Below are 23,398 nucleotides of genomic sequence, written 5' to 3'. Positions count from 1 at the left end.
GACCCAAATCGGCCGCCATGGCGATAACTTCGTAGCCGTAGTTTTCTTTCAGCCAGGGAATGATGATGGACGTGTCCAATCCTCCAGAGTAAGCCAGAACAACTTTCTTAGACATTCCAAGTGCTCCTTTCAATTCTGAAACGATACCATCGATTATCTTATTAAAGCCGATTTGCCCTTATGGAATCAGCAGATGGACCAATAGAAACTGTATTAAAATAACGTTATAAAAGGAGTCCATTATGGTTCAAAAACGTCTCATATTAGATAAAGCTGGGGGTGCATTGGCACAGCGAGCGTTTTGGGCGGAGCGGCGTCGTGAGCGACGGTTGCTAAGCGGAAAAGCGCGCCACGGTTAACATGCAGAAAAGCCCAGAGGTTTGGCGCGCCCGCGAAGCAACCAAGCGAACAGCCGCGGAGCCTTTAGCGAGCGGAGCCAATGCACCCCCGCTTTCAGCACAACGTCACGCTAAAGACTTTTCGCTTATTCCAACACCAACATGAATACTAATTTCGCAAAAGAACACTTACAATAACGGATTACATATCGAAGGCTAGTCGCTACATCACAACCGCCATAATCGCCTTCTGTGCATGAAGCCGGTTCTCGGCCTCATCAAAAACGACCGAGTTCGGTCCCTCGATCACCTCATCGGTGATCTCCTCGCCTCGGTGCGCCGGTAGGCAGTGCAGGACGATCGTATCGGGCTTGGCTACCTTCATGATTGTACCATTGATCTGAAAACCTTGGAAGGCGTTAGCCCGCACATTGGCCTCCCCTTCTTGACCCATGGAAGCCCAAACGTCCGTATAGAGCACGTCTGCGTCTTTCGATGCTTCCACAGGATCGTTCATCAGCGTGATGGAGCCGCCGTTTGCATTCGCATCCTCTGTAGACAGGCGAACCACTTCCGGATCGGGCTCATAGCCTTCGGGCGTGCAGATGACCACATGCATGCCGGCTTTAGCGCCGCCGTACATGAGCTCATGGGCCATGTTGTTGCCGTCGCCGATGTAGGTCATCTTCAGGCCGTCCGTCTTGCCTTTATGTTCTACGATCGTCAGCAGATCGGCCAGCACCTGGCAGGGGTGCAGCAGGTCCGTCAGGCCGTTGATGACAGGGATATCGGCATACTTGGCCAGTTCGACTACGTCTTCATGGGCGAAGGTGCGGATCATGATGCCGTCCACATAGCGCGAGAGCACCCGGGCCGTATCCTTGATCGGTTCGCCCCGGCCCAACTGGATGTCAGCGGAGCTCAAAAAGAGCGCCGAGCCGCCAAGCTGGTACATGCCCACTTCAAAGGACACGCGGGTCCGGGTAGAGCTTTTTGTAAAGATCATGCCGAGCGTCTTGCCTTCGAGCAGGCGGTGCGGCTTGCCCGCTTTTTGCAGGGCTTTCAATTCCTTCGCCACGTCAAGCAGGTAGAAGATCTCATCACGGGTGAAGTCGTGGAGGGAAAGAAAATCCCGCCCCCGCATCCGTTCATCCAGTTCAACCAGGTTAGTTTCCGTTGTCATTGGTAAAAAACCCTCTTTCTTTTTTGCAGTGTCGATATGTTCGATGGCAAGGGTTCTTAATGTAGCCGGGGCAATATTGGGGGTATCCCCTGCCCCGGCGATTATGCGGAATCGGCGATGATTTTCCCGGCTGGAATACTTCGCCCCTTACCCGGCCAGTTCCTTTAGCTTATCCCACCAGGCCGCTGAATTTCCGTCCTGGTAGCTTCCCATTGCCTGGTAGCTCGGCGGGTTGCCATCGCGAATCATGCGGATGGCCTCTAAGAGCGCCCCAGCGGTGTCGAGGGAAGTCAAGCAGGGCACGCGGTATTCCGAGGCAGCCCGGCGAATGCGGAAGCCGGGACGGCCGGCCACCTTGCCCCGGGTCGGCGTGTTGATCACCAGTTGAATGGCGCCGTCTTTGATCTGATCCAGGAGCAGTTGCAGCGAGTGGTCTGCCGTATTGACAGTGGTGACGGTGATGCCTGCCCGTTTCAAGGCTGATGCGGTCTGCTGCGTGGCGATGATCTTGAAGCCGAGGTCGGCATAGTCCCGGATGAGGCCGGCCACTTCTTCCTTATCGCGCTCAGCGACGGAGACAAGCAGCGTGCCGCTCGTGGGGATCTTCATGCCGGCGCCGGTCATGGCTTTGTACAGGGCCGACGACAGTTCGAAGTCGACGCCCATCACTTCACCGGTGGACTTCATTTCCGGTCCTAAGGAAATATCTACATCGGTCAGCTTTTCAAAGGAGAAGACCGGTGCTTTGACGATCGTATAAGCCGTTTCAGGCCAGAGGCCGGTGCCGTAGCCCAGTTCAGCCAGGCTCTTGCCGAGCATGATCTGCACGGCCACTTTGATCATCGGTACGCCGGTGACTTTCGAGAGGATGGGTACCGTCCGGGAAGCCCGGGGGTTCACTTCCAGCACGTACACTTTGCCCTGGTTGTCCACGACGTACTGGATGTTTAAGAGGCCCACCACCTGCAAGGCCTTGGCGATGCGCAAGGTGTAGTCGACGATGGTCTCTCGCTCGGCCGTGGTGAGCGTCTGCGGCGGGTAAACGGCCATGGAGTCGCCCGAGTGAACGCCGGCCCGCTCGATGTGTTCGAAGATGCCGGGGATGAGGGTATCGGTGCCGTCGCTGATGGCGTCCACTTCCACCTCTTTGCCCCGGATGTACTTGTCGACTAAGATGGGGTGTTTCGGGCTGATGCGGACAGCCGTCTCCATGTAGGACTCTAAGTCTTTGACATTTTCCACGACTTCCATGGCCCGGCCGCCGATGACATAGCTCGGGCGGACGAGGACCGGGAAGCCCAGTTCTTCGGCGATGGCTTTCGCTTCGGCGGCGCTCGTCGCCGTTTTTCCTTCCGACTGGGGAATGCCTAGGCTTTTTAGGAGCGCTTCAAACTTCTTGCGGTCTTCGGCGGCGTCGATGCCCTCTAAGGACGTGCCCAGGATCTTCACGCCGTGCTCGCGGAGGCCTGCTGCCAGGTTGATGGCCGTCTGTCCGCCGAACTGGACGACGACGCCTTCGGGCTTTTCCTTCTCGACGATGTTCAAGACGTCTTCCAAAGCCAGTGGCTCGAAGAAGAGCTTGTCGGCCGTATCGAAGTCGGTTGAGACCGTCTCGGGGTTGTTATTGATGATGATTGATTCGACACCGCAGTCGCGCAGCGCCCAGGCGGCGTGAACCGAGCAGTAGTCAAATTCAATGCCCTGGCCGATGCGGATCGGGCCGGAGCCGAGGACGATGACTTTTTGGCCCTCCGTTTGACGGACCTCGTCTTCTTCCTCGTAGGTGGAATAGTAATAAGGGGTGGCCGCTTCAAACTCGGCGGCGCAGGTGTCGACCATCTTGTAGGTCGGCAGGATGTCATAGGTCTTCCGGGCTTCCCGGACGAGTTGCGTGGAGATATTGGCGATTTTAGCGATCTGGTAGTCGGAGAAGCCGAGCACCTTCGCCTCGCGGAGCACCTCTTCGTCGACAGGCCACTTTTCGAGCTGGGCTTCGAAATCGACGAGGCCTTTGATCTTGACCAAAAACCAGGGGTCGATCTGGGAGATTTGGTGGATCTCCCGGACGGACCAGTCCCGGCGGAACGCTTGGGCGACGGCAAAGAGGCGCTCGTCGTCGGCTTTTTTCAGCTTGTTTTCGATCTCGATGTCGGTCCAGGTGGCCGCGCCGGGCAGGCGCAGGCCGTAGACGCCCGTCTCTAGAGAACGGACCGCTTTTTGCAGCGCCCCTTCGAAGGTGCGGTCGATGGCCATGACTTCGCCGGTCGCTTTCATCTGGGTGGTCAGCGTCCGGTCGGCCGTGACGAACTTGTCAAAGGGCCAGCGGGGGATTTTGACGACGCAGTAGTCCAAGGTAGGCTCAAAGCAGGCCGTCGTCTTGCCGGTGACGGGGTTGGTGATCTCATCGAGGGTGAGGCCGATGGCGATCTTGGCGGCCATCTTGGCGATGGGGTAGCCTGTCGCTTTGGAGGCCAACGCCGATGAGCGGCTCACCCGGGGGTTGACCTCGATGACGATGTATTCACATTTGAAGGGATGGAGGGCGAACTGGACGTTGCAGCCCCCTTCCACTTTCAGTTCCCGGATGATCTTCAAGGCCGCCGTCCGCAGCATCTGGTACTCTTTATCGGTGAGCGTCTGTGACGGCGCCACGACGATGGAGTCGCCTGTGTGGATGCCGACAGGGTCGAAGTTTTCCATGTTACAGATGGTGATGCAGTTGTGGTTGGCGTCGCGCATCACTTCGTATTCGATCTCTTTCCAGCCGGCGACGCTCTGCTCTAAGAGGACTTGGCCGATCATGGACTTCTTGAGGCCCATGTCGCAGATGGTGAGCAGTTCCGTTTCGTTGTGGGCGATGCCGCCACCGGTGCCGCCTAAGGTGTAGGCGGGGCGGATGATCAATGGGTAGCCGGTCTTGTTGGCGAAGGCGACCGCCTGGTCTAAGTTGGAGACGATGTCCGAGAGCGGGATCGGCTCATTGAGGTCCTGCATCGTCTGCTTGAACAGTTCCCGGTCTTCAGCCTTTTTGATGGCTTCGATGGAGGTGCCCAAGAGGCGCACCTGATATTTTTCCAAGACGCCCGCTTGGCTTAAGGCCACCGCCAGGTTCAGGCCGGTCTGGCCGCCGAGGGTGGGCAGCAGGCCGTCGGGACGCTCTTGGTCGATGATGCGGGTCAGCGAGGGCACGTTGAGCGGTTCAATATAGACATGATCGGCGATGTTCGCATCGGTCATGATGGTCGCCGGGTTGGAGTTGACGAGAACGACTTCCAGGCCTTCTTCTTTCAAGGCTTTGCACGCCTGGGTGCCGGCATAGTCGAATTCCGCCGCCTGCCCGATGATGATGGGTCCCGACCCGATGACGAGGACTTTTTTCAGTGTAGGGTCTTTCGGCAAGGGGTGTTCCTCCTCTTTCGTTACGCCAGGGCCTTCTGGGTGCGCTGGGCCATGTTGGCGATAAATTCGTCAAACAAGTAGGCCGAGTCTTCCGGGCCCGGGGCCGCTTCGGGGTGGTACTGCACCGAGTAGACAGGCAGATGGATGTGGCGCAAGCCTTCGACCGTGCCGTCGTTGGCGTTGCGGTGGCTGACGACGAGTTCTTTCGGTAAGGTAGCCTCGTCAATGGCATAGCCGTGGTTTTGGGACGTGATGAAGACCCGGCCCGTGCGCAGGTCCTTGACGGGGTGGTTGGCACCCCGGTGGCCGAACTTGAGCTTGTAGGCGTCAGCGCCGGCGGCGAGGGCCGTGAGCTGGTGGCCGAGGCAGATGCCGAAGATGGGCAGCGGCGCTGCCGTCCCGTTTAAGAAGGCCCGGACGGTTTCGATTGCTTCGGGCACGTCTGTCGGGTCTCCCGGGCCGTTGCTTAAAAAGAGGCCCTCCGGGGCGGCGCTGGCGATCTCTTCAGCCGGTGTATCGGCCGGGAAGACCATCAGGTGGCAGTCGAGCGCTTTGAGCATGCGCAAGATGTTTTCTTTGATGCCGAAGTCGAGGACGGCGACGCGGTAGCCGTCGCCGGGGATGACGTAGGCTTGCGGTGTCGTGACAGATCGAACCAGGTGGGGTCCGGCGACGAGGAGCTTTTGGACCGATTTCAGTTGTTCCGTCCAGTACTCCCGGGCAGACGCTTCCATCTGTTCCTGCAGTTCTACGAGGTTCACCCGGCCGCCGCGGCGGAGCGTTTGCAGGGCTTCCCCTTCCCAGCCTTCCTCACGGGCGGCTTGGTTGATGATGGCGCCTCGCAAGGTGCCGTACTCGCGGATGCGGCGGGTCAAGGACCGGGTATCGATGCCGGCGATGCCGGGAATCCCATACTGGGCTAAGTAATGGTCCAGCGTTTTTTCGGACCGGTAGTTCGACGGGCGGGCGCAAGCCTCCCGGACGATAAAGCCCCGCACCTGCGGGCGGACCGATTCGGCATCGCCTGAGTTGATGCCGTAGTTGCCGATGAGGGGATAGGTCATGGTGACGATCTGTCCGGCGTAGGACGGGTCCGTGAGGACCTCCTGGTAGCCCGTCATGCCTGTATTGAAGACGACTTCGCCGGAGTTGCTGCCGCCCCGGTAGCCAAAGGGAAGGCCTTTGTACAAGGTGCCGTCTTCAAGCAGCAGGTAGGCGGCGGGACCTTTGCCTTTCGTTCCGACGCCATGGGTCATGCCGGGGTCCCTCCTGCATTGGCCTCGACAGCGGCAAGGACTTCTTCTAAGATGCCTACCGCTTGGTCGATATCCTCTTTGGTGATGATCAGCGGCGGCAGGAAGCGCAGCACGTTGACAGCGGTGCAGTTGATGATCAAGCCTTTTTCCAGGCAAGCAGCGACGATGTCGGCGCCGGGGCGGTCGAGCTCACAGGCTAAGATAAGGCCAAGGCCGCGCACTTCCTGGATGAAGGTGTATTTTTCCGCGAGGCGGTTTAAGTGCCCTCTGAAGTAGGCGCCCATTTCGAGGCAGTGCGCCAGGAGGCCGCCCTGGACGAGCAGATCCATCGTGGCTACACCGGCAGCGGTGACGAGGGGGTTGCCGCCGAAGGTGGAGGCGTGGTCTCCCGGCTCAAAGGCGCTGGCCACTTCGTCCGTGGCCAGCAAGGCGCCGATGGGGGTGCCGCCGCCGAGGGCTTTGGCCAAGGTCATGATGTGGGGTGTGATGCCGTAGTGTTCGTGGGCGAAGAGTTTGCCTGTCCGGCCGAGGCCTGACTGGACTTCGTCAAAGATGAGGAGCAGATTCTTCTCTTTGGCCAGTTTGGCCAACCCTTCCCAGAAGGCCGGTTCGGCCAGGTTGACACCGCCTTCGCCCTGCACCGGTTCGACCATGATGGCGCAGGTGTGCGGGCCGATCGCTTTTTCCAGAGCTTTCAAATCGCCGAAGGGCACGTAGCGGAAGCCTTCCGGCAGGGGGGTAAAGGCTTTTTGGTATTTCGGCTGGGCCGTGGCGGTCACTGTGGCCAAGGTGCGGCCATGAAAGGATTTTTCCATGGTGATGATCTCGTATTTATCGGGGCCCATGTGCAGTTTGGCGTACTTGCGGGCCAGTTTGATGGCGCCTTCGTTCGCTTCGGCGCCGGAGTTGCAGAAGAAGACTTTGTCGGCAAAGCTGTTTTCGACGAGGCGCTGGGCCAGTTCAATCTGGGGCTCGATCCAGTAGAGGTTGGACACGTGGATCAATTGATCGACTTGGGCTTTGACAGCTTCCGTCACTTTGGGATGGCAGTGTCCCAGGGAATTGACGGCCAGACCGGCCAGGAAGTCCAGGTATTCCCGTCCGTCGGCGTCCCAGACTTTGGCTCCTTCCCCTTTGACGAAGGCGATTGGGAGCCGGCCGTAGGTGTTCATCACATATTTCTTGCCCAGTTCGACCAGTTGGGCGTTGCTTTTTTCAGTCATGGCTCGTTCCTCCCGTATGGATGATTTTATCTCTTTCGAATAGGTGCTATGAAGCTGCATTTAACGAAAACTGGGGTGGAATGACAGAGTGAGCGATTTGGGCGAAGAGGCGGAACTACTTAACAACCATAGTCCCGACACCCTTGTCCGTAAAGACTTCCAAGAGCAGCGAGTGGGGGATGCGCCCGTCGATGATGTGGGTCTGTCCCACGCCGCCTTGGAGGGCGTCGACGCAGCACTGCACTTTGGGAATCATGCCGCTGGCGATGACGCCCGATTCGACGAGGTTGGGCACTTCGTCGATCTGCAGCGATGAGATGATGCTCGATTTATCGTGAAAATCTTTGAGAATGCCTTCCACATCGGTGAGCAGGACCAGTTTGTCAGCTTCTAAAGCTTGGGCCAGTTCGCCGGCAGCCGTGTCGGCGTTGATGTTGTAAGCTTCGCCTTTTTCCCCAGCGCCGATAGGAGCGATGACGGGGATATAGCCTTGGTCAGACAGTTCCCGCACCAGTTCCGGGTTGATTTTGACGACGTCGCCTACAAAGCCGATGTCGGTGGGAACCCGTTCGCCAGCTTCGTTTTTGACGAGTTCAAAGCGCTTCTTCGCTTGCATGAGGCCGCCGTCTTTACCGCAGAGACCGACGGCGCGGCCGCCGAAGCGCTGGATCAGGGCGACAATCTCTTTATTGAGCTTGCCGGCGAGGACCATTTCAACGATCTCCATGGTCGCTTCGTCGGTGACGCGCAAGCCCTGGATGAAGTGGGACTGGATGCCGAGGCGCTTGAGCATGTTGTTGATTTCCGGTCCGCCGCCGTGGACGAGGACGGGATGGATGCCGACGAACTTCATCAGAACGATGTCCATGATGACGGCTTCTTTGAGCTGGTCGTTGACCATGGCGGCGCCGCCGTATTTGATGACAACGGTCTTACCGTTGAACTTTTTGATGTAGGGCAGGGCTTCGACGAGGATGCCCGCTTTTTCCAGGGCTTTCAGCAAGTGGCTCTCTCCTTCTATCTCTCTAGCTCCGGTAGTCGGCGTTGATCTTTACATAATCATAGGTGAGGTCGCAGCCCCAGGCGGCGGCGGAAAAGTCGCCGTCGTTCAGTTGGACCGTGACGACCACTTCTTTTTGTTTGAGCGCTTCTGTCGCTTCCGCTTCGGAGAAGTTCAGGGCCATGCCCTGCTTTGCCGTCTGGATGGATCCGAGGTAAACGTCCACCTTGTTCGGGTCAAAATTGGCTCCCGAATAGCCGATGGCACACATGACCCGGCCCCAGTTGGCGTCGTTGCCGAAGACGGCCGACTTAAAGAGGCTCGATTTGACGACAGACATGGCGGCTTTTTTCGCATCCGCTTCGGTGGCGGCGCCTTCGATGCGCACTTCGATGAGCTTCGTCGCCCCTTCGCCGTCCCGGGCGATGGCTTTGGCCAGCTCGATGGAGAGAGCCGTCAAGGCAGCCGTGAAGGCTTCATAGTCGGCGCCTTCACTGTCGATGGACGGTGCGCCGGCGCAGCCGTTGGCCAGGATGAGGGCCATGTCGTTCGTGGAGGTGTCGCCGTCGACAGAGATCATGTTATACGAAACCTGGACCGAGCGGGTCAAGGCTTTTTGCAGCAGTTCCGGAGCGATGGCGGCATCGGTCGTGTAGAAGGCCAGCATGGTGGCCATGTTGGGATGGATCATGCCAGAGCCTTTGGCCATGCCGCCGATGGTGACGGTCTTGCCGCCGATGACCACTTCCACCTTCCCTGTCTTGGGGACGAGGTCTGTCGTCATGATGGCCCGGGAGGCCACTTCGCCGCCGTCCGGCGACAGGGCGCTGCCGAGGCTGTCGATGCCGGCCAAGATCTTTTCCATAGGCATGGGCTGGCCGATGACACCGGTTGAGGCAACGGCGACGGCTTGAGCGTCGATGCCGAGGACTTCCGCTGTCTTGGCGGTCATCTGGCGGGCGTCAACGAGGCCCCGCTCGCCGTTACAGGCGTTGGCGTTGCCCGCGTTGACGACGACCGCTGTTAAGGGGCCGGCGGCGATATGTTCTTTCGTCACTTGCAGCGGCGCCGCTTGGACTTTGTTCGTCGTATAGACGGCAGCGGCAGCAGCAGGCACGTCGCTGACGATGAGGGCCATGTCAAGGATGCCGGGCTTTTTGATGCCGGCGGCGATACCGGCTGCTTGAAATCCCGCAGGGGATGTGACGTTGCCTTGCAGTACAGGCGGAAGTTGCATCGGGGTTCGCTCCTATCTATCGGTTCAATGAAGTTGGTTGCACGGCTGAATGGGTAAAGGAGTGACTCGGTTTCTTGTTTTCTGACTGCCTTTTCGGGAAGGGACGTTCCCTGTCTGCGGGCCCCCCCGCCTTAGGGGAACATCCCGGGAGCTTCAATGGCCGTTTTTTCAGGCAGTCCGAAGAGGATGTTCATATTCTGAATGGCCTGGCCGGAGGCGCCTTTGACCAGGTTGTCGATGGCGGTGGAGACGATGATGCGGCCGGTGCGCTCTTCGACGGTGACACCGATAAAGGCGTGGTTCGAGCCGTAGCTCCATTTGGTGTGGGGCCAGACGCCTTCTTTCATCACGTGGACGAAGAATTCGCCGGCGTAAAATTCCTGGTACATCTGCCGCAGTTCATCGGTGGTGATCTTGACCCCTGCTTGGATATCGGCATAGACCGTGGCCAAAATGCCCCGGGTCATGGGGGTCAGGTGCGGTGTGAAGGAGATCGCCATTTGGTCGGCCTGCAGGCCGGCCCGCTCGGCGATCTCTTGCTCGATCTCGGGGATGTGGCGGTGTTTGCCCACGTTGTAGGCGTTGATATTTTCATTCGCTTCCGCATAGAGGGAAGGCGTGTTCAATTTTCGTCCCGCTCCCGATACACCCGATTTGGCGTCGATGATCAGGCGGCCTTCGTTGATGATGCCTTTGCCCAGGATCGGCGCTACACTCAGGACGGATGCCGTCGGGTAGCAACCGGGGTTGGCGACGACGCGGGCTTTCGCCACGGCTTCCCGTTTGAGTTCCGGCAAACCGTAGACGGCTTCGGCCAACAGTTCCGGTGCGTCATGGTGCGTGCTGTACCACTTTTCATAGACATCGGCCCGGCGAAAGCGGAAGTCTGCGCCTAAGTCGATCACCTTTTTGCCTTGGCGTAGGCTTTCGACGACCCAGGGAACAGACAAGCCGTGTGGGACAGCTAAAAAGAGCACATCGGCATCCGCGACGATTTCCTCGATATGTTGAGGGCTGCAATGTAAATCGACCTGATCGGCAAAGTGATGAAAGACGTTTTCATAGGGTTGACCGGCATATTGCTGGGAGGTCAAGCCGACAAGCTTTACTTCCGGATGCCGGGAGAGCAGGCGGACCAGTTCGGCCCCTGTATACCCGGTCGCGCCAACGATGGCTGCACGTATCATATCTGCTAGACCTCCTCATACTTCTGTATAACGATAGAATAATTATACGTTATACTGTATATTCATTCAATCATTTTTTAGTTCCCGTCCGCTTTTTCCTAAAGCCCCTGTTCTCCTTCGAAAAGGGCTTCGCCTTCGGCTGGCTCCACCTGCTCCTCCTGGCTTCCGACGAGTTCCGCCGTCACGATGCCGGCCAGCACGAGCAGGCAGCCGATACCGCCGCGGAAGGTCAGCATTTCACCGGCCAAGAGGATGGCAAAGATTAGCGAAAAGACAGGCTCGGTGGCAAAGATCAGGGCCGTTCGCGTCGCCGTCGTGTACTTTTGCAGGTGCATCTGCGCTAAGAAGGCCAGCGACGTGGCCGGGATGGCCGTCAGCGCCAAGGCCAGCCAGACATCATATTGGAAGTTTCCCGCCGCCAGGGGCGGCTCCCAGATGGAGGAAAAGACGGAACAGGCGATGGCGACGACGATGAGCTGGCTTAGGGTGAGCAGGATCGGATCATGGCGGCGGGTCACTTGACCGGCCAGGTAAATATGTAGTCCGAAACAGACGGAACAGCCCAGGACGAGCAAGTCGCCGGGGTTGATCTGCAGGGTATCGGTGAGAGTGAGAAAACCGAGTCCTGCGATGGATAGGGCCACCCCGGCGAGTACCCCACTCCGTGGTCTTTCCTTTAAGATCACCCAGGTGATGAGCGGGACCATGACCACAGACAAGCCGGTGATAAAACCGGCGTTGGAAGAGGTCGTGTACTGTAAGCCGATCGTCTGCAGCGCATAGCCGCCGAAGAGGCAGCCGCCTAAGAGAAATCCGTCCCGGCCGGTAGCCCGGGTCATCCGGGACCACCGGCCGGCTGTAAAGATCGCGAGAAAGAGGGCGGCGATGAAAAAGCGGATCGCTAAAAAGGCGTAGGGCGGGATGACGGCGATGGCGTTTTTCACAGCCACAAAGGTTCCGCCCCAGATCGCTGCGACGGAGAGCAATACGATGTCAGCGGCAAGGGGAGAGATTCGCCAAGATTTCTGGTGCATTCCGTTTTTCTATCCTTTCAACGGGTCCTGGTTCGGTTCCTGGTTCGATTCATGATTCACTGTTCTATTTCGAATTCGCGCTTACATTTGCGTGGTAAAGCGTGGTAAAGTTCATGGCTGCAGTCCGTCCTGGTATCTATGGATTAGTCAGCCCTAGATAATATTCCTAATCTACGGTAAAGGGCAATTGAAGATCAAAGGAAAATCGGGGCTGTAATGACAGAACGCTTTCGCTGTGGCGTCATTAAAGCCTATTTGAGCACATGGTTTCACTTAATAAGACTGTGTAACCTGAGGTTTCACTTAATTTTCGCTTCGGGGGATACGCGAAAAGCTCAAGTGTACGCCCTTTAGATATTGCCCAAATAAACATAGTCCAGCCGCTCCCGTGCCAGCTCACCGGCCCGCAGCATCGTCTCCCGCGGTGTCGGCTGTTCCTTGAATTTGTACTGGGGGAAATAGCGGCTCAGGTGAATCGGTGTGTCCCTGCCCAGTTCCCGGGCAACCCAGTCGAAGAGTTCCACCAGTTCCTCTTCTCGGTCGTTGTGTCCGGGCACAACGAGGGTGGTCACTTCCAGGTGGCAGGCTGACTTGTATAGCTTAGCCGCCGTCAGCACCGGTTCTAGGCGGCCTTTGCACACGCCATGGTAGTAGTCTTCGGTGAAGCCTTTGATATCCAAGTTGACCGCATCGATATAGGGAAGCATGTCCTTGATCGGTTCGGCCTCCAGGTAGCCGTTCGTCACGAGGACGTTTTTCATCCCCGCCTCATGAATGAGCGGCGCCGTATCGATGATGTATTCATACCACACACTCGGTTCCGAATAGGTGTAGGCGATGCCGATATTTCCGTAGCCTTTCGTCTCCTCAGCGAGCCGGAGGGCTTCCTTCGGCGGAATCATCCGAAATTCGGCGTCGTCACGATGGGCGATGTGATAGTTCTGGCAGAATCCGCAGTCAAAGTTACAGCCGAGGCTGCCGAAAGAGAGGATCTGGCTGCCTGGTTGAAAACGCCGGAGCGGTTTTTTCTCGATCGGATCGATGCTGAGGCCAGTCACTTTGCCGTAGTTCAGGCTGTAAAGGGTCCCCTTCTCGTTCATCCGTACCCGGCAGACGCCGACCTTTCCTTCTGGGATATGGCAGTGCCAGGGACAGAGACGACAGTGTACCTTCGGCGGATCGGGGTCATAGAACAGGGCTTCCCGCAAGGGGCCCGCTTCCTCCATGACCAAACTCATTCCCCCTTTGGACGTATTTCGACGGTACCGTGTCGACGGCATTCGACACCTCTATCCTATTGATACCTTTTCCATCTAAAATATGCAACCTTTTTGGCAAAAAAAGAACCCGGTTTTGACCGGGCACTATGAAACGTCTGTTGAACTTATGAGAAAGGACCTTAGTGATGACGAATCACTTCAAAGCGAGACAGTCTCATGGGAGCGCCCTCAGCGATACCGGCCTTCTGCCGGGCGATGTCCACCTGCTCTTCTACCGTGTCGACGCCATCGAGCATGGGAAGCAGCAGCCCTTGGCGGCCCTGGTAACGGACGATGACCCCGTAACGCTGGGGATCGAGGGCATTCAGGCTGTCGATCGGTTCTTCCGGCGAGAGCACATCGACCGAATAGACCAGATCGTCGAGCTCTTCCGCCTCGACCGGGAAAAAACGGGGATCGTTGACGCCGGCACTGATGGCGTTGTTCCGGATCTCTTCGCCTAAATTATCCTGGGTCGGGGCGATCGTGCCGATGCAGCCCCGCAGCTGGCCTTTTTTCTTGATGGAGACGAAAGCGCCGGCCGGGGACGATGCGCTCAGTTCGGCCGGGATGGGCGGCAGCTCTTCCTCTCGGACGTAGGCTTCTAAAGTCTGCCGGGCGAACCGGACATAGATCGATTCATTTTGACGAACTTGTTGCAAATGACCTTGCTGCTGGCGGCGGTACTTGGTCAGCCGGTCTTCCGACGGGGGCTGCTTCTCCCCCTCGCCGGTGATGGAGGCGACCATGTAACCGACGCCGAAGGGGCCTTCATAGCTGTAAACATGGCTCTTGACCCCAGAGGTATCGAAGGCACCGGCGAGCATGAGCAGCGGCCGAAAGCCGCATTCCCCTGCCGTTTCACAGAGGTTTTCGTCCATGTTCAACATGGCGTCGATATCCCACCGGGCGAAGGCCTGCTCCACCGCGGCGTCAAATTCCCGCCCCAATGGATTGTATCCTGCCGGCGCATCGGGGCTAAGGCGGTGAGACAGATCTCCCGACGCCACCAGCGCGACGGCCTGTTCCACTTTCCCCATGGCCTCGCGAAGTGCCATGCCGAAGGCGTAGAGCTGATCCCGAGGGAGGAGGCCCATGGCGATGGGCAGCACTTTTCCCTGAAAACCCGCTTCGCTGAGAAAGTACAACGGGACCATGGAGCCATGATCGAGGGTCAGGGGGATGTCAAACTCTTTCGCCAGATCCTGGTCAAGGACGCCGATGCTGATGTCCCGCCGGCGAGCCTCCTCGGCGATCGCCTGGACGAGGGACAAGTCGTTTTCGGTGTCGACACGGACATCAGGTGCGCCGAAACCGCTCAAGCTTCCCGAAATGCGCCGATAAGCGGTGATCATGATGGCATCTTGAAAGACCGGTCCATGCGGGCTGATGATGACGATGGTGTCAGGCTTATGGGCCACACACTCCCGGGCCCAGGCCCGCATCCCTTCCACGGTGTTCTTCGCTTTAGCCAGGTTGTTTTTGCCGACAGCCGGCACGATAATCGGAGGATGAGGGACGAATCCACCAAATACGACGCCCATAGACGACCTCCAACCATACGAAACTATATTCCATCGAGTTCATTTATATTTTCAGCCATGATCATACTGTTCGATGCACTTGCCTATCGGGAGTTATTTCCTGTATTCCCTTGTCTCCATTTTAAAGGCAGCGGAAGATCCCGACAAGGGGATCTAGTGCCGTCGACGTCGGCAAAAGGACACTTCGGAGAGTGCCGCTACATAGGTAACCGTAAACAGGAACAGCAAAAGATACGGGAAAGAATAGTTTAGGATGAACTCACCGACTCGATCTTGTAGATCTTCCACTCCCCGCCTTGGATCCGCAGGGAGTAAATGAGCGTGCCGTCGACAACATTCTGTTTCTCCAGGTCGGGGGCCGTCACTGTGATTTCATAGGTGAAGTGATAGCGCACTTGAGCCGTTCGCTGTCGTTTTTGCGAGACCACAGCATTCTGGGTTTGGGGAACGATGTTCAATCGGGCGCCGCTCGCTCCATAGGCCGCCAGGTCGTCGGCTTGGCTGATGGTCATCGCCCGGGCTTGCCCGATCGTGTACTGCAACGATTTCGTCATGCTGTAGTCTTGATGGTTCATCTCGTCGATCCCGGCCCCTTCCGAGGCGATCACTTGGGCCGTCAACTGTTGATCATCGGGCTGCTTTTCCGGAACCTGCATGGCATATAAGGCGCGCAGCATGACAACAGCCGCTTCGGCCCGGCTCGCCTGTTTATCCGGGTAAAAACGCCCGTCGGCATACCCACCGACGATGCCGGACTGAAGCGCCTGTCGTACCGGTTCGGTCATCCAACCGTCAGGCACATCGGGGAATGTGGAGCCCGCCCGTAACGGAGACAAATCCTGCCGGGCCGCTCGGACGACCATGGCTACCATTTCGGCCCGGCTGACACCCTTAGTAGGGCGAAAAGTGCCATCGGGATATCCTCCGGCGATCCCTGCCTTTTGCGCCGCCTCTAGTTCCGGCAAGAACCAATCTCCCTTTTTCACGTCAGGAAAGGTTACTTCCTCTGTCCCCGCCGGGATGTCAAAGGCACGGACCACCAGGGCGAGAAATTCGGCGCGGCTGATAGTGGCGTTCGGCCGGAAAGTGCCGTCGGGATTTCCCCGGACAATAGCCATATCGACACACTCCTGAATGGCTGGTGCGGCCCAGTGACCTTGGATGTCGGTCATCGATACATACGGTGCTTCTGCGGCCATGACTTGTCCAGCAAAGAGGAACAAAGAAAATAGGGACAAAGCAGGAAAGAGCCTTAGCCACAGAGGGCTTTTTTTCTTCACAACTCTGGCTGGGACTTTTCTATCTACGAAGTTAGCTCGAGGTTCCCGATCTTTCCGTGGGTCATTATTTATACGTGGGTGATTATTTTTACTCGGGTCATCATTTATGCGTGAGTGACTATTTTTACGTAACTCATTATTTTCACAAGAAAAATTCTCTTCCTTGGAAAAGTGATTAGATTGTAGTGAACTATCTTCCTCTATAGCCAACGACGGCTGTGGAAGACGTCCTTGCAAAGGGTTGCTGCGAAAAAATCTGCATTTTAGTGGCATGTCGATCAGACACTCCTCCACATTTTCTTTCTATCGTACCAGAAAGTGCAAAAGAGCGTCTATCGACAATATTTTACTCAACCCTCTGCGGAGCGTCCGCCTTCTCTTCCGTCGTTTCGGAAGGATTCAGGCCGGGGACTTTTCCTTTTTGTTGCGGCGCTGCTTCCGGCTTTGTGTTTCCCTTATCGCCGGGGGCCGGTTCTCCCGACATGTAACGGACGAGACCGACGTAGATCCCGTCAGCCACTTTTTCCTGATAATCTTCCGTCTTCAACAGCGCTTCTTCGGCCGCATTGGAGAGAAATCCGACTTCCACCATCACCGCCGGACAAGCGGTCGTGCGCATGACAAAATAATCTTCTGCTTTGGCCTGCCGTCCGTCCCGGTTTCCGAGCCGCGTATCCAACTCGTGTTGAATATGAAGGGCCATCCGTTTCCCTTCCTCCGATCCGTACTGGTAAAAGGTTTGATGCCCTGTTGACGGTGCGTAGGGGAAACTATTGGCGTGAATCGAGACGTAGGCCTGAGCCTTCGCCTCCTTGGCGAGTTCGACCCGTTTCGATAGTTCTGCTCGCTGGCTCCATTCTCCCTCATAGATATTCTGGTCTGTCTCCCGGGTGAGTACTGCTTTCGCTCCTACTTTTTGCAGTCGCTCTGCCACTTTTTTGGCGATCTGCAGGTTGAGCTCTTTCTCCAGGGTTCCTCGGACACCGACGGCGCCGCCGTCCTCTCCCCCATGGCCGGGATCGATGGCGATCACTTTTTCGTGCATCGTCGATGCGGCCATCGCTAATACGGCTCGCTCCTCTAAGAGGTCTCGTACGCCCGTGTAGATCAATCCCAGCGTGGCCAGCATGAACATGGTCATCCACATGCGCTGCTGTTTGCCGAAGACAAACACAAATGAACGCAAACCCTATCCCCCCTCCTGCCAAAATCCTATGCAGGAAGGCGAGAAAAAAGAGGCTGCTGACGTCGATATGTCAGCAGCCTCTTTGCACTTTTTGCTTGAAGCGTTCTAGGGCCAGTGGGCTTACATGCCCATGTCCATGCCGCCCATGCCAGGCATTCCGCCGGGCATTCCGGGAGCTTCTTTTTTCTCGGGCTTGTCGGCCACGATAGCTTCGGTCGTCAACAGCATGGCTGCGATGGAAGCCGCGTTTTGCAGTGCCGAACGAGTCACTTTCGCAGGGTCGACGATACCGGCAGCGATCATGTCTTCGTAGACTTCGGTGGCAGCGTTGAAGCCTTGGCCTTTCGGCAGGTTCTTCACTTTTTCTACGACGACAGAGCCTTCGTAACCGGCGTTGTTGGCGATTTGACGGAGCGGTTCTTCCAGGGACCGTTTGATGATGGCCACACCGGTGGCTTCATCGCCGGCAGGAACTTCCACTTCATCGAGAGCTTTCTGAATGCTGACGAGAGCGGTGCCGCCGCCAGGGACGATACCTTCTTCTACAGCAGCACGGGTAGCGTTCAGAGCGTCTTCGATGCGCAGTTTCTTCTCTTTGAGTTCGGTTTCGGTGGCCGCACCGACTTGAATCACAGCGACACCGCCAGCCAGTTTGGCCAGGCGCTCTTGCAGTTTTTCTTTGTCGAACTCAGAGGTGGATTCTTCGTATTGACGACGGATTTGAGCGATCCGTGCTTTGATGTCGTCTTGGGAACCAGCACCGTCGACGATAATGGTTTCTTCTTTGCTGATGCGGACTTGACGGGCACGGCCCAGCATATCCATGGTGGCGTTTTCGAGCTTGAGGCCCACTTCTTCGGAGACGACACGGCCGCCGGTGAGGATGGCGATGTCTTCCAGCATGGCTTTGCGGCGGTCGCCGAAGCCAGGAGCTTTTACGCCGACGCAGGTGAAGGTACCGCGCAGTTTGTTGACGACGAGGGTCGCCAGGGCTTCGCCTTCGATATCTTCGGAGATGATCATCAGCTGCTTGCCGCTTTGAACGATGCGCTCGAGGACAGGCAGGATGTCTTTGATGGCGGAGATTTTCTTATCGGTGATCAAGATGTAAGGATCGTTGAGGACAGCTTCCATCTTGTCAGGGTCGGTGATCATGTAGGGGGAGATGTAGCCACGGTCGAAGTTCATACCTTCGACAACTTCCAGTTCGGTGGAGAAGCCTTTGGACTCTTCGACGGTGATGACGCCGTCTTTGCCGACTTTCTCCATCGCTTCGGCGATCAGGCTGCCGATGGTAGCATCAGCGGCGGAGATGGAAGCAACTTGAGCGATCGCTTCTTTGCTTTCGACAGGCTTGGAGAGGTTTTTGATTTCCTCAACGCAAGTGGCGACAGCTTTTTCGATACCGCGCTTGAGCACCATGGGGTTAGCGCCGGCAGCGACGTTTTTCATGCCTTCGCGGATGATGGCTTGAGCCAGGATGGTGGCGGTGGTGGTACCGTCGCCAGCGACATCGTTGGTCTTGGTAGCGACTTCTTTGACGAGTTGGGCGCCCATGTTTTCAATGGGGTTTTCCAGCTCGATTTCTTTGGCGATGGTAACACCGTCGTTGGTGATCAGGGGAGAACCGAATTTCTTTTCCAGAACGACGTTACGGCCTTTGGGTCCTAAGGTCACACGAACGGCTTCCGCCAGGGTGTTGACGCCTTTTTCCAGGGCACGGCGGGCTTCTTCGTTAAACACGGTCATTTTAGCCATAAGGTATGGAATACCTCCTTACATCTTCCTAAGGTTCCTTCCCCCTTGAAACCGCTATGTTTGAAGCCGAAAGGATTCACATCACAGTCCGGGAAGGATTGATATATAAGTAGGGATGCTATCTAGGGATAAATCTTGCCGACGGGTTCGGCTTAGAGTTTCGCCAGGATGTCCCGTTCGTTCAGGATCAGGTACTCGGTGCCATCCAGTTTGATTTCAGTGCCGGAGTATTTGCTGTAGATGATTTTGTCACCGACAGCGACTTCCATAGCAGCGCGCTCGCCATTGTCCAGCAGGCGGCCAATGCCGACAGCAACGACTTCACCTTGTTGGGGTTTTTCTTTGGCGGTATCCGGTACGATGATACCGCTAGCGGTTTTGGCTTCCGCTTCGATGGGCTTCACGACGATCCGATCAGCTAGAGGTTTGATGTTCATACGAAACGGTACCCTCCTTAAAGTATTTTGTTTTTTACTTATATTCGCTTGGATGTTTGTTAGCACTCACTATGATTGAGTGCTAACACCCAAGTAATATAATAGGGAGCGGCCCAATAGGATGCAACCGCCCTCACGGTCGTTCTCGGCCGATTATCTCCCGAAAATAAATATTTCCCGTACTTCTTGCCAATATACACCTTCAAACATTTTTTTTGGGCCTGATTCCATTCTTGTCCCCCAGGAAGTTTGAAATTGCCTGAAGCCGGTGACTTTACCCATTCGGGAACTGTTTTTTTACGAATCGAGGAACTGTTTTTAACTTGCTCCTCTATTTCTGAAGGATTCGACGAACAGGGGAAGAAATTAGAAGATAAACTACAGAGGATCCTTTGACTAATCGGAGGGAACGGGATGGAGACAGAACTTTTTCCTCAGTTTGATTCGGTAAAAAACTGCCAGCCTTACTGTAACGTGTTCTTTGATCTCGTCGACTCGGCACTGTTGAAAAAGCTGTTAGGGGCGATGGAAGGTGTGTCGGTCGCCCTGCGTCACAATGAACTCTGTGCGCGAGTCGTTCAAAAATACGGCGGCCAGGTGGTAAAGCATATTGGCGATGCCATCTATGCGGTCTTTCCCAACCCGCTTCCCGCAGCGTTAGCGGCGCTGGAAGTCAAGCACATGATCCATAAACAAAATTTGACCTACCGGACGAAAATCGGCATCAGTTTTGGTCTCGTCATACCGGTCTGGACACCGGCGGCAGACTATTTAGGCGCCTCGGTGGACTTGGCGGCACGGCTTTGCGGTTATGCCGGCCCCTCTCAGATCGTGCTCGACGAAGCCACCTTTTCGATTCTAAAACCTCTGTTTAAAAGCTTTGATAATATCATCTACCAGTTTCTTGGACTCCGAGAACTGAAAGGTTTCTCGACGATGGCGCTTTACGAGCTTTCCCTCGGCGCTCTCGGTTTCGCTGACGAGTTACCTTCTGAATCGCCGCAGAAATCGCCGTCCCCGTCGATCCCTTCCATCTCTCCCATCGCATTGTCACCGTTGGTCAAGACCTATCTCGAACCGATGCAGTCGTCCGATGAGCTCTTTGAGCGCTTTCTCCGCCGTATCGCCTTAAAGTCGGAAGAGGTCGAGAGAAACTACGCCACACTGCAGAATGTGTCCAATGCGCTGCAGGATACCTACGATTTTCCCTTTAAACGGGTTACCTTTAGCGGTTCTTTCGCCCGTGGGACCATGATCCGCCCGCAAAAGGCGATCGATATTCTGCTCTTTATCCCGGGACAAGAGCCCAAAGTCCCCCCGGTGACCGATTTGCTGTTAAAGGTGCAAAATGCACTAGCGGAAACGGGCTTTAAGGAACTGCAGATGCACCGGTTGTACCTCTCCATCGGTGCGGAAGAAGAGTACCGGATCCACCCTGTGTTGATATCGACCGTCGACGATCGCGATAGCTATTATGTTCCCCTCGGACCGGATATGTGGGTGCCGCGAGATCCGACCGCCTCCGATAAGTGGATGGAAGGGGCGCTGCAGCGAAACGGCAGCAGCTTTTTGGCCCTGATCCGGCTCTTGAAGGCATGGCAGCGAACGAACTGCCGGATCCTTCACGCCCTCCACCTGGAAATGCTGACCGATCTACTATTGCGAAAAGTCCAGTTGGAACCGACCCCGGAAGGGGTATATACCTGGTTCCGTTATGTCCACCAGATCTTCAGTCAACATAAAAAACCCTTTATTCCCGATCCGGGCGATCCCGTCTCCTACCTAGACGGTTACCTCTGGACGAATCCGACCTCCTTCAATCAGTTTGGACGCTTGCTCACATCATCGCTGCAAACGGCTACCGAGGCGGTGACGCTAGCCCAGCAAAACCAGCCCTTCCAATCGAGGGCGAAGTGGCGGGCGCTGCTCGGCACGAGTTTCGGCAATTAGTCTGCTCCTGCCTATCCATCCAGAAAAGGAATCATAGTTATTCCCCGATGGTGCCGGTACAGCGGCATAAGCGTCTATATCGGTAAAAAAACCAATCTCATTCCCGGTAAAAGCCCCAGTGCTCTCGCCCGGCCTGCCGACAGTTCGAGACAGTGATCGCAACCTTCCCGAAGGCGTCCCCATTTGCCCGGTACCATCTGGATGTCCATGTCGAGAATGTAGCCTTCCGAGGTAAGATAGATAACATCGATGGGAAAGGCCATTCCAACGGTGTGGATCTGACTGCAAGGGGTCAGCAACAGTCCCCGCTCCGGGGGAAGGGCCCACTCTCCCAGCAGTCCCTTTTGCCGTTCCTCTACTGAAGTAGCATGAGTGACCCATATGTCAAGTTCTCGATAGCCGTGGACCCCTAGAAAGACGGCGGCACGGTACGTCGGTCCCATGCCCATGGGCTTCTCCCCCAATTCAATAGCGATTTGCGTAGCATAAGAAAAAAGCATGCCCCTCGGCATGCTTTTTTCTTATGCTTAAACTCTGTATTTTGCTGCTGCAGACTGCAAATCGGTAGCCAACTGGGCCATCGACTGAATCGCGCTGGCCGTCTCCTGGGCACCGGCCGAGGACTGCTCGGCGATGGCGGCCACGTTTTGGACAGCCCGGGAGGCCTGGTCTGTCGTCGCCGCCTGTTCTTCGGAGGCGGCAGCGATTTCGCCGACTTCCACGGCCGTCCGTTTGACTTGATCCTCAATTCGCTGGAACGCCTCTCCGGCGGCACCAGTCAATTCCCGGCCGCTGTTGGCCGCATCGACGGCTTTCCCGGTGACTGCCTGGATCGTTTTGATCAATGCAGCAATCTCTTTGGTCGCCGTGCCGGACCGTTCGGCCAGTTTGCGCACTTCATCGGCGACGACGGCGAAGCCTTTGCCGGCGTCACCGGCCCGGGCCGCTTCGATCGCTGCGTTGAGGGCTAAGAGATTCGTCTGGGCGGCGATATCATCGATCATCTCAACGATTTCGCCGATTTTTTCGGAGTTTTGACCGAGCAGCAAGACGTTATCAGAGATCTGATCCATCCCTTTCACGGTCTGTTCGATGATCTTACCGCCGTCCAAGGTGGCCTGGGCAGCTCCTTCTGACGACTGGGCCGCTTTTTGCGCCGAATTGGCCACCTGTGTGGCCGCTCCGGACATGTCATTCATCATGGCGGTCAGGGACTGGGCTTCCTGGGCTTGGGCTTGAGCGCCGCTGGCCACTTCCTGGGACGATGCAGAGATCTGCTGGCTGGAAGCGGCGACCGTTTCGGCGCCCTGTTGCACATGGCGGACGAAAGCCCGCAAGTTTTCAGCCATCTGCTGGATCGACCGGGACAGGGAAGAGATCTCGTCCGAACCGTCTCGTTTTGCAACCTCGTTCGTCAGATCGCCTTTGGCGATTTGGCTGGCCACATGCTCCAATTCACCGAGGGGACGCGATAAGCTGCGAGACAGAAGGACTCCGATGCCCAGGGAGAGGGCGAAGGCGGCCAGAATGACTACAATCGTTGTCGTCCGTGCCGACGCATATTGTTCATCCGTTGCTTTTTTTGTCTTGTCAGCGAGTTTTAGTTGAAAGTCGACGAGTTGTTCCACTTTTTCATCTAAGGCGAGCGCTTTCGTTCGTCCTTCGTTACGGGCTAAGGAGAGTGCCTGAGCGTTAGCTTCATTCGTGCCGATAAAACTCGTCTGAAATATTCGTTCGCAAACTTCCATATATGAGGCCCACGTATTGTTTACGTCATTGAGCATCCGCTTTTCGTCATCAGTCAAATCGGTCTTACCGTACGCAGCCAGGTTATTTTCCACGTTTTTGGAGTACTGTTTCGAGCGGGCATACCAATCGTCCATTTCCCGCTTGTCTGTGGAGATGATGTGGTTGTAGACGGAGACACGGAACTGCTGGATGCTGGACTTCGCTTCCCCTAAATATCGAACCGGCAACAGGGAGTTTGCATACATATCATTGAGTTGATCGTTGATTTTCCCAAGATTTGAAAGTCCATAGGCTCCGACAGCCATCGTAATGAAACAGACAAAAACGATGACACTGAGAATCCGCGTTCCTACCTTCATGCGTGAAAGGGCGTTCATA

Annotated in this window: 19 protein-coding genes; 2 read left to right on the top strand and 17 right to left on the bottom strand. The window is 56.4% G+C overall.

Annotated elements, in window-relative coordinates; all coding sequences use genetic code 11:
* From H1S01_RS12495 to groES, 15 genes are all read right to left on the bottom strand, one after another.
* Positions 1 to 115: argininosuccinate synthase domain-containing protein (locus tag H1S01_RS12495; protein WP_188040789.1), on the bottom strand; the 115-nt coding region annotated here is incomplete at its 3' end.
* 446 nt (positions 116 to 561) lie between these two features.
* On the bottom strand, positions 562 to 1,521 hold the full coding sequence (gene argF / locus H1S01_RS12490; RefSeq protein WP_188040788.1) for an ornithine carbamoyltransferase: 960 nt from the start codon (positions 1,519 to 1,521) through the stop codon (positions 562 to 564).
* A gap of 147 nt (positions 1,522 to 1,668) precedes the next feature.
* Positions 1,669 to 4,920, bottom strand: coding sequence for a carbamoyl-phosphate synthase (glutamine-hydrolyzing) large subunit (gene carB / locus H1S01_RS12485; RefSeq protein ID WP_188040787.1), 3,252 nt, complete (start codon positions 4,918 to 4,920; stop codon positions 1,669 to 1,671).
* A gap of 20 nt (positions 4,921 to 4,940) precedes the next feature.
* Complete coding sequence (carA, locus tag H1S01_RS12480; protein ID WP_188040799.1) at positions 4,941 to 6,176, bottom strand: glutamine-hydrolyzing carbamoyl-phosphate synthase small subunit; 1,236 nt, start codon at positions 6,174 to 6,176, stop codon at positions 4,941 to 4,943.
* Positions 6,173 to 7,399: an acetylornithine transaminase gene (locus H1S01_RS12475; RefSeq protein ID WP_188040786.1), complete on the bottom strand. Its 1,227-nt coding sequence runs from the start codon at positions 7,397 to 7,399 to the stop codon at positions 6,173 to 6,175. The genes carA and H1S01_RS12475 overlap by 4 nt, the downstream gene beginning before the upstream one ends.
* A 115-nt stretch (positions 7,400 to 7,514) precedes the next feature.
* Complete coding sequence (gene argB / locus H1S01_RS12470; RefSeq protein ID WP_188040785.1) at positions 7,515 to 8,402, bottom strand: acetylglutamate kinase; 888 nt, start codon at positions 8,400 to 8,402, stop codon at positions 7,515 to 7,517.
* 22 nt (positions 8,403 to 8,424) lie between these two features.
* Positions 8,425 to 9,636: a bifunctional glutamate N-acetyltransferase/amino-acid acetyltransferase ArgJ gene (argJ, locus tag H1S01_RS12465; RefSeq protein ID WP_188040784.1), complete on the bottom strand. Its 1,212-nt coding sequence runs from the start codon at positions 9,634 to 9,636 to the stop codon at positions 8,425 to 8,427.
* A 131-nt stretch (positions 9,637 to 9,767) separates the two neighbouring features.
* Positions 9,768 to 10,823 carry an N-acetyl-gamma-glutamyl-phosphate reductase gene (argC, locus tag H1S01_RS12460; protein ID WP_188040783.1) on the bottom strand — a complete coding sequence of 352 codons (1,056 nt, stop codon included), beginning with the start codon at positions 10,821 to 10,823 and terminating at the stop codon, positions 9,768 to 9,770.
* Between the two features lie 98 nt (positions 10,824 to 10,921).
* Positions 10,922 to 11,857, bottom strand: coding sequence for a DMT family transporter (locus tag H1S01_RS12455; RefSeq protein WP_188040782.1), 936 nt, complete (start codon positions 11,855 to 11,857; stop codon positions 10,922 to 10,924).
* 350 nt (positions 11,858 to 12,207) lie between these two features.
* Entirely contained in the window at positions 12,208 to 13,137 is a 930-nt protein-coding gene (gene amrS / locus H1S01_RS12450; RefSeq protein ID WP_243237272.1) for an AmmeMemoRadiSam system radical SAM enzyme, read from the bottom strand.
* Positions 13,138 to 13,256: 119 nt separating this feature from the next.
* Complete coding sequence (gene amrA, locus H1S01_RS12445; RefSeq protein ID WP_188040781.1) at positions 13,257 to 14,660, bottom strand: AmmeMemoRadiSam system protein A; 1,404 nt, start codon at positions 14,658 to 14,660, stop codon at positions 13,257 to 13,259.
* 248 nt (positions 14,661 to 14,908) lie between these two features.
* Positions 14,909 to 15,859, bottom strand: coding sequence for an S-layer homology domain-containing protein (locus H1S01_RS12440; protein WP_188040780.1), 951 nt, complete (start codon positions 15,857 to 15,859; stop codon positions 14,909 to 14,911).
* Positions 15,860 to 16,286: 427 nt separating this feature from the next.
* Positions 16,287 to 17,126 carry an N-acetylmuramoyl-L-alanine amidase gene (locus tag H1S01_RS12435; protein ID WP_188040779.1) on the bottom strand — a complete coding sequence of 280 codons (840 nt, stop codon included), beginning with the start codon at positions 17,124 to 17,126 and terminating at the stop codon, positions 16,287 to 16,289.
* A 120-nt stretch (positions 17,127 to 17,246) separates the two neighbouring features.
* A complete protein-coding gene (gene groL / locus H1S01_RS12430) occupies positions 17,247 to 18,884 on the bottom strand; it encodes a chaperonin GroEL (RefSeq protein ID WP_188040778.1) in 1,638 nt (545 codons plus the stop codon).
* 152 nt (positions 18,885 to 19,036) lie between these two features.
* Positions 19,037 to 19,321 (bottom strand): co-chaperone GroES, encoded by a 285-nt coding sequence (gene groES / locus H1S01_RS12425; RefSeq protein WP_188040777.1) that lies wholly within the window; start codon positions 19,319 to 19,321, stop codon positions 19,037 to 19,039.
* Between the two features lie 255 nt (positions 19,322 to 19,576).
* Here groES and H1S01_RS12420 point away from each other — a divergent pair, with 255 nt between their 5' ends.
* Positions 19,577 to 19,717 carry a hypothetical protein gene (locus H1S01_RS12420; protein WP_188040776.1) on the top strand — a complete coding sequence of 47 codons (141 nt, stop codon included), beginning with the start codon at positions 19,577 to 19,579 and terminating at the stop codon, positions 19,715 to 19,717.
* A gap of 18 nt (positions 19,718 to 19,735) precedes the next feature.
* Complete coding sequence (locus H1S01_RS12415) at positions 19,736 to 21,271, top strand: adenylate/guanylate cyclase domain-containing protein (RefSeq protein WP_188040775.1); 1,536 nt, start codon at positions 19,736 to 19,738, stop codon at positions 21,269 to 21,271.
* Between the two features lie 74 nt (positions 21,272 to 21,345).
* Here H1S01_RS12415 and H1S01_RS12410 read toward each other — a convergent pair whose 3' ends face one another.
* Both H1S01_RS12410 and H1S01_RS12405 read right to left on the bottom strand, forming a co-directional pair.
* Complete coding sequence (locus H1S01_RS12410) at positions 21,346 to 21,771, bottom strand: DUF192 domain-containing protein (protein ID WP_207732312.1); 426 nt, start codon at positions 21,769 to 21,771, stop codon at positions 21,346 to 21,348.
* A gap of 27 nt (positions 21,772 to 21,798) precedes the next feature.
* Entirely contained in the window at positions 21,799 to 23,397 is a 1,599-nt protein-coding gene (locus tag H1S01_RS12405) for a methyl-accepting chemotaxis protein (RefSeq protein ID WP_188040774.1), read from the bottom strand.
* Between the last annotated feature and the right edge of the window lies 1 nt (position 23,398).

The sequence above is a fragment of the Heliobacterium chlorum genome, from assembly GCF_014502795.1.
In the GTDB taxonomy this organism is placed as follows: domain Bacteria; phylum Bacillota; class Desulfitobacteriia; order Heliobacteriales; family Heliobacteriaceae; genus Heliobacterium; species Heliobacterium chlorum.
The sequence above is the reverse complement of the archived record's forward strand: the minus strand, read 5'-3'. Positions and strand labels throughout refer to the sequence as shown.

Excerpts from the sequence above, each read along its gene's own strand:
- argF (WP_188040788.1), bottom strand. The coding sequence starts at position 1,521 with ATGACAACGGAAACTAACCTGGTTGAACTGGATGAACGGATGCGGGGG.
- carA (WP_188040799.1), bottom strand. The coding sequence starts at position 6,176 with ATGACCCATGGCGTCGGAACGAAAGGCAAAGGTCCCGCCGCCTACCTG.
- H1S01_RS12475 (WP_188040786.1), bottom strand. The coding sequence starts at position 7,399 with ATGACTGAAAAAAGCAACGCCCAACTGGTCGAACTGGGCAAGAAATAT.
- argJ (WP_188040784.1), bottom strand. The coding sequence starts at position 9,636 with ATGCAACTTCCGCCTGTACTGCAAGGCAACGTCACATCCCCTGCGGGA.
- argC (WP_188040783.1), bottom strand. The coding sequence starts at position 10,823 with ATGATACGTGCAGCCATCGTTGGCGCGACCGGGTATACAGGGGCCGAA.
- H1S01_RS12455 (WP_188040782.1), bottom strand. The coding sequence starts at position 11,857 with ATGCACCAGAAATCTTGGCGAATCTCTCCCCTTGCCGCTGACATCGTA.
- amrS (WP_243237272.1), bottom strand. The coding sequence starts at position 13,137 with ATGCCGTCGACACGGTACCGTCGAAATACGTCCAAAGGGGGAATGAGT.
- amrA (WP_188040781.1), bottom strand. The coding sequence starts at position 14,660 with ATGGGCGTCGTATTTGGTGGATTCGTCCCTCATCCTCCGATTATCGTG.
- H1S01_RS12440 (WP_188040780.1), bottom strand. The coding sequence starts at position 15,859 with ATGGCCGCAGAAGCACCGTATGTATCGATGACCGACATCCAAGGTCAC.
- groL (WP_188040778.1), bottom strand. The coding sequence starts at position 18,884 with ATGGCTAAAATGACCGTGTTTAACGAAGAAGCCCGCCGTGCCCTGGAA.
- groES (WP_188040777.1), bottom strand. The coding sequence starts at position 19,321 with ATGAACATCAAACCTCTAGCTGATCGGATCGTCGTGAAGCCCATCGAA.
- H1S01_RS12415 (WP_188040775.1), top strand. The coding sequence starts at position 19,736 with ATGGAGACAGAACTTTTTCCTCAGTTTGATTCGGTAAAAAACTGCCAG.
- H1S01_RS12410 (WP_207732312.1), bottom strand. The coding sequence starts at position 21,771 with ATGCTTTTTTCTTATGCTACGCAAATCGCTATTGAATTGGGGGAGAAG.
- H1S01_RS12405 (WP_188040774.1), bottom strand. The coding sequence starts at position 23,397 with ATGAACGCCCTTTCACGCATGAAGGTAGGAACGCGGATTCTCAGTGTC.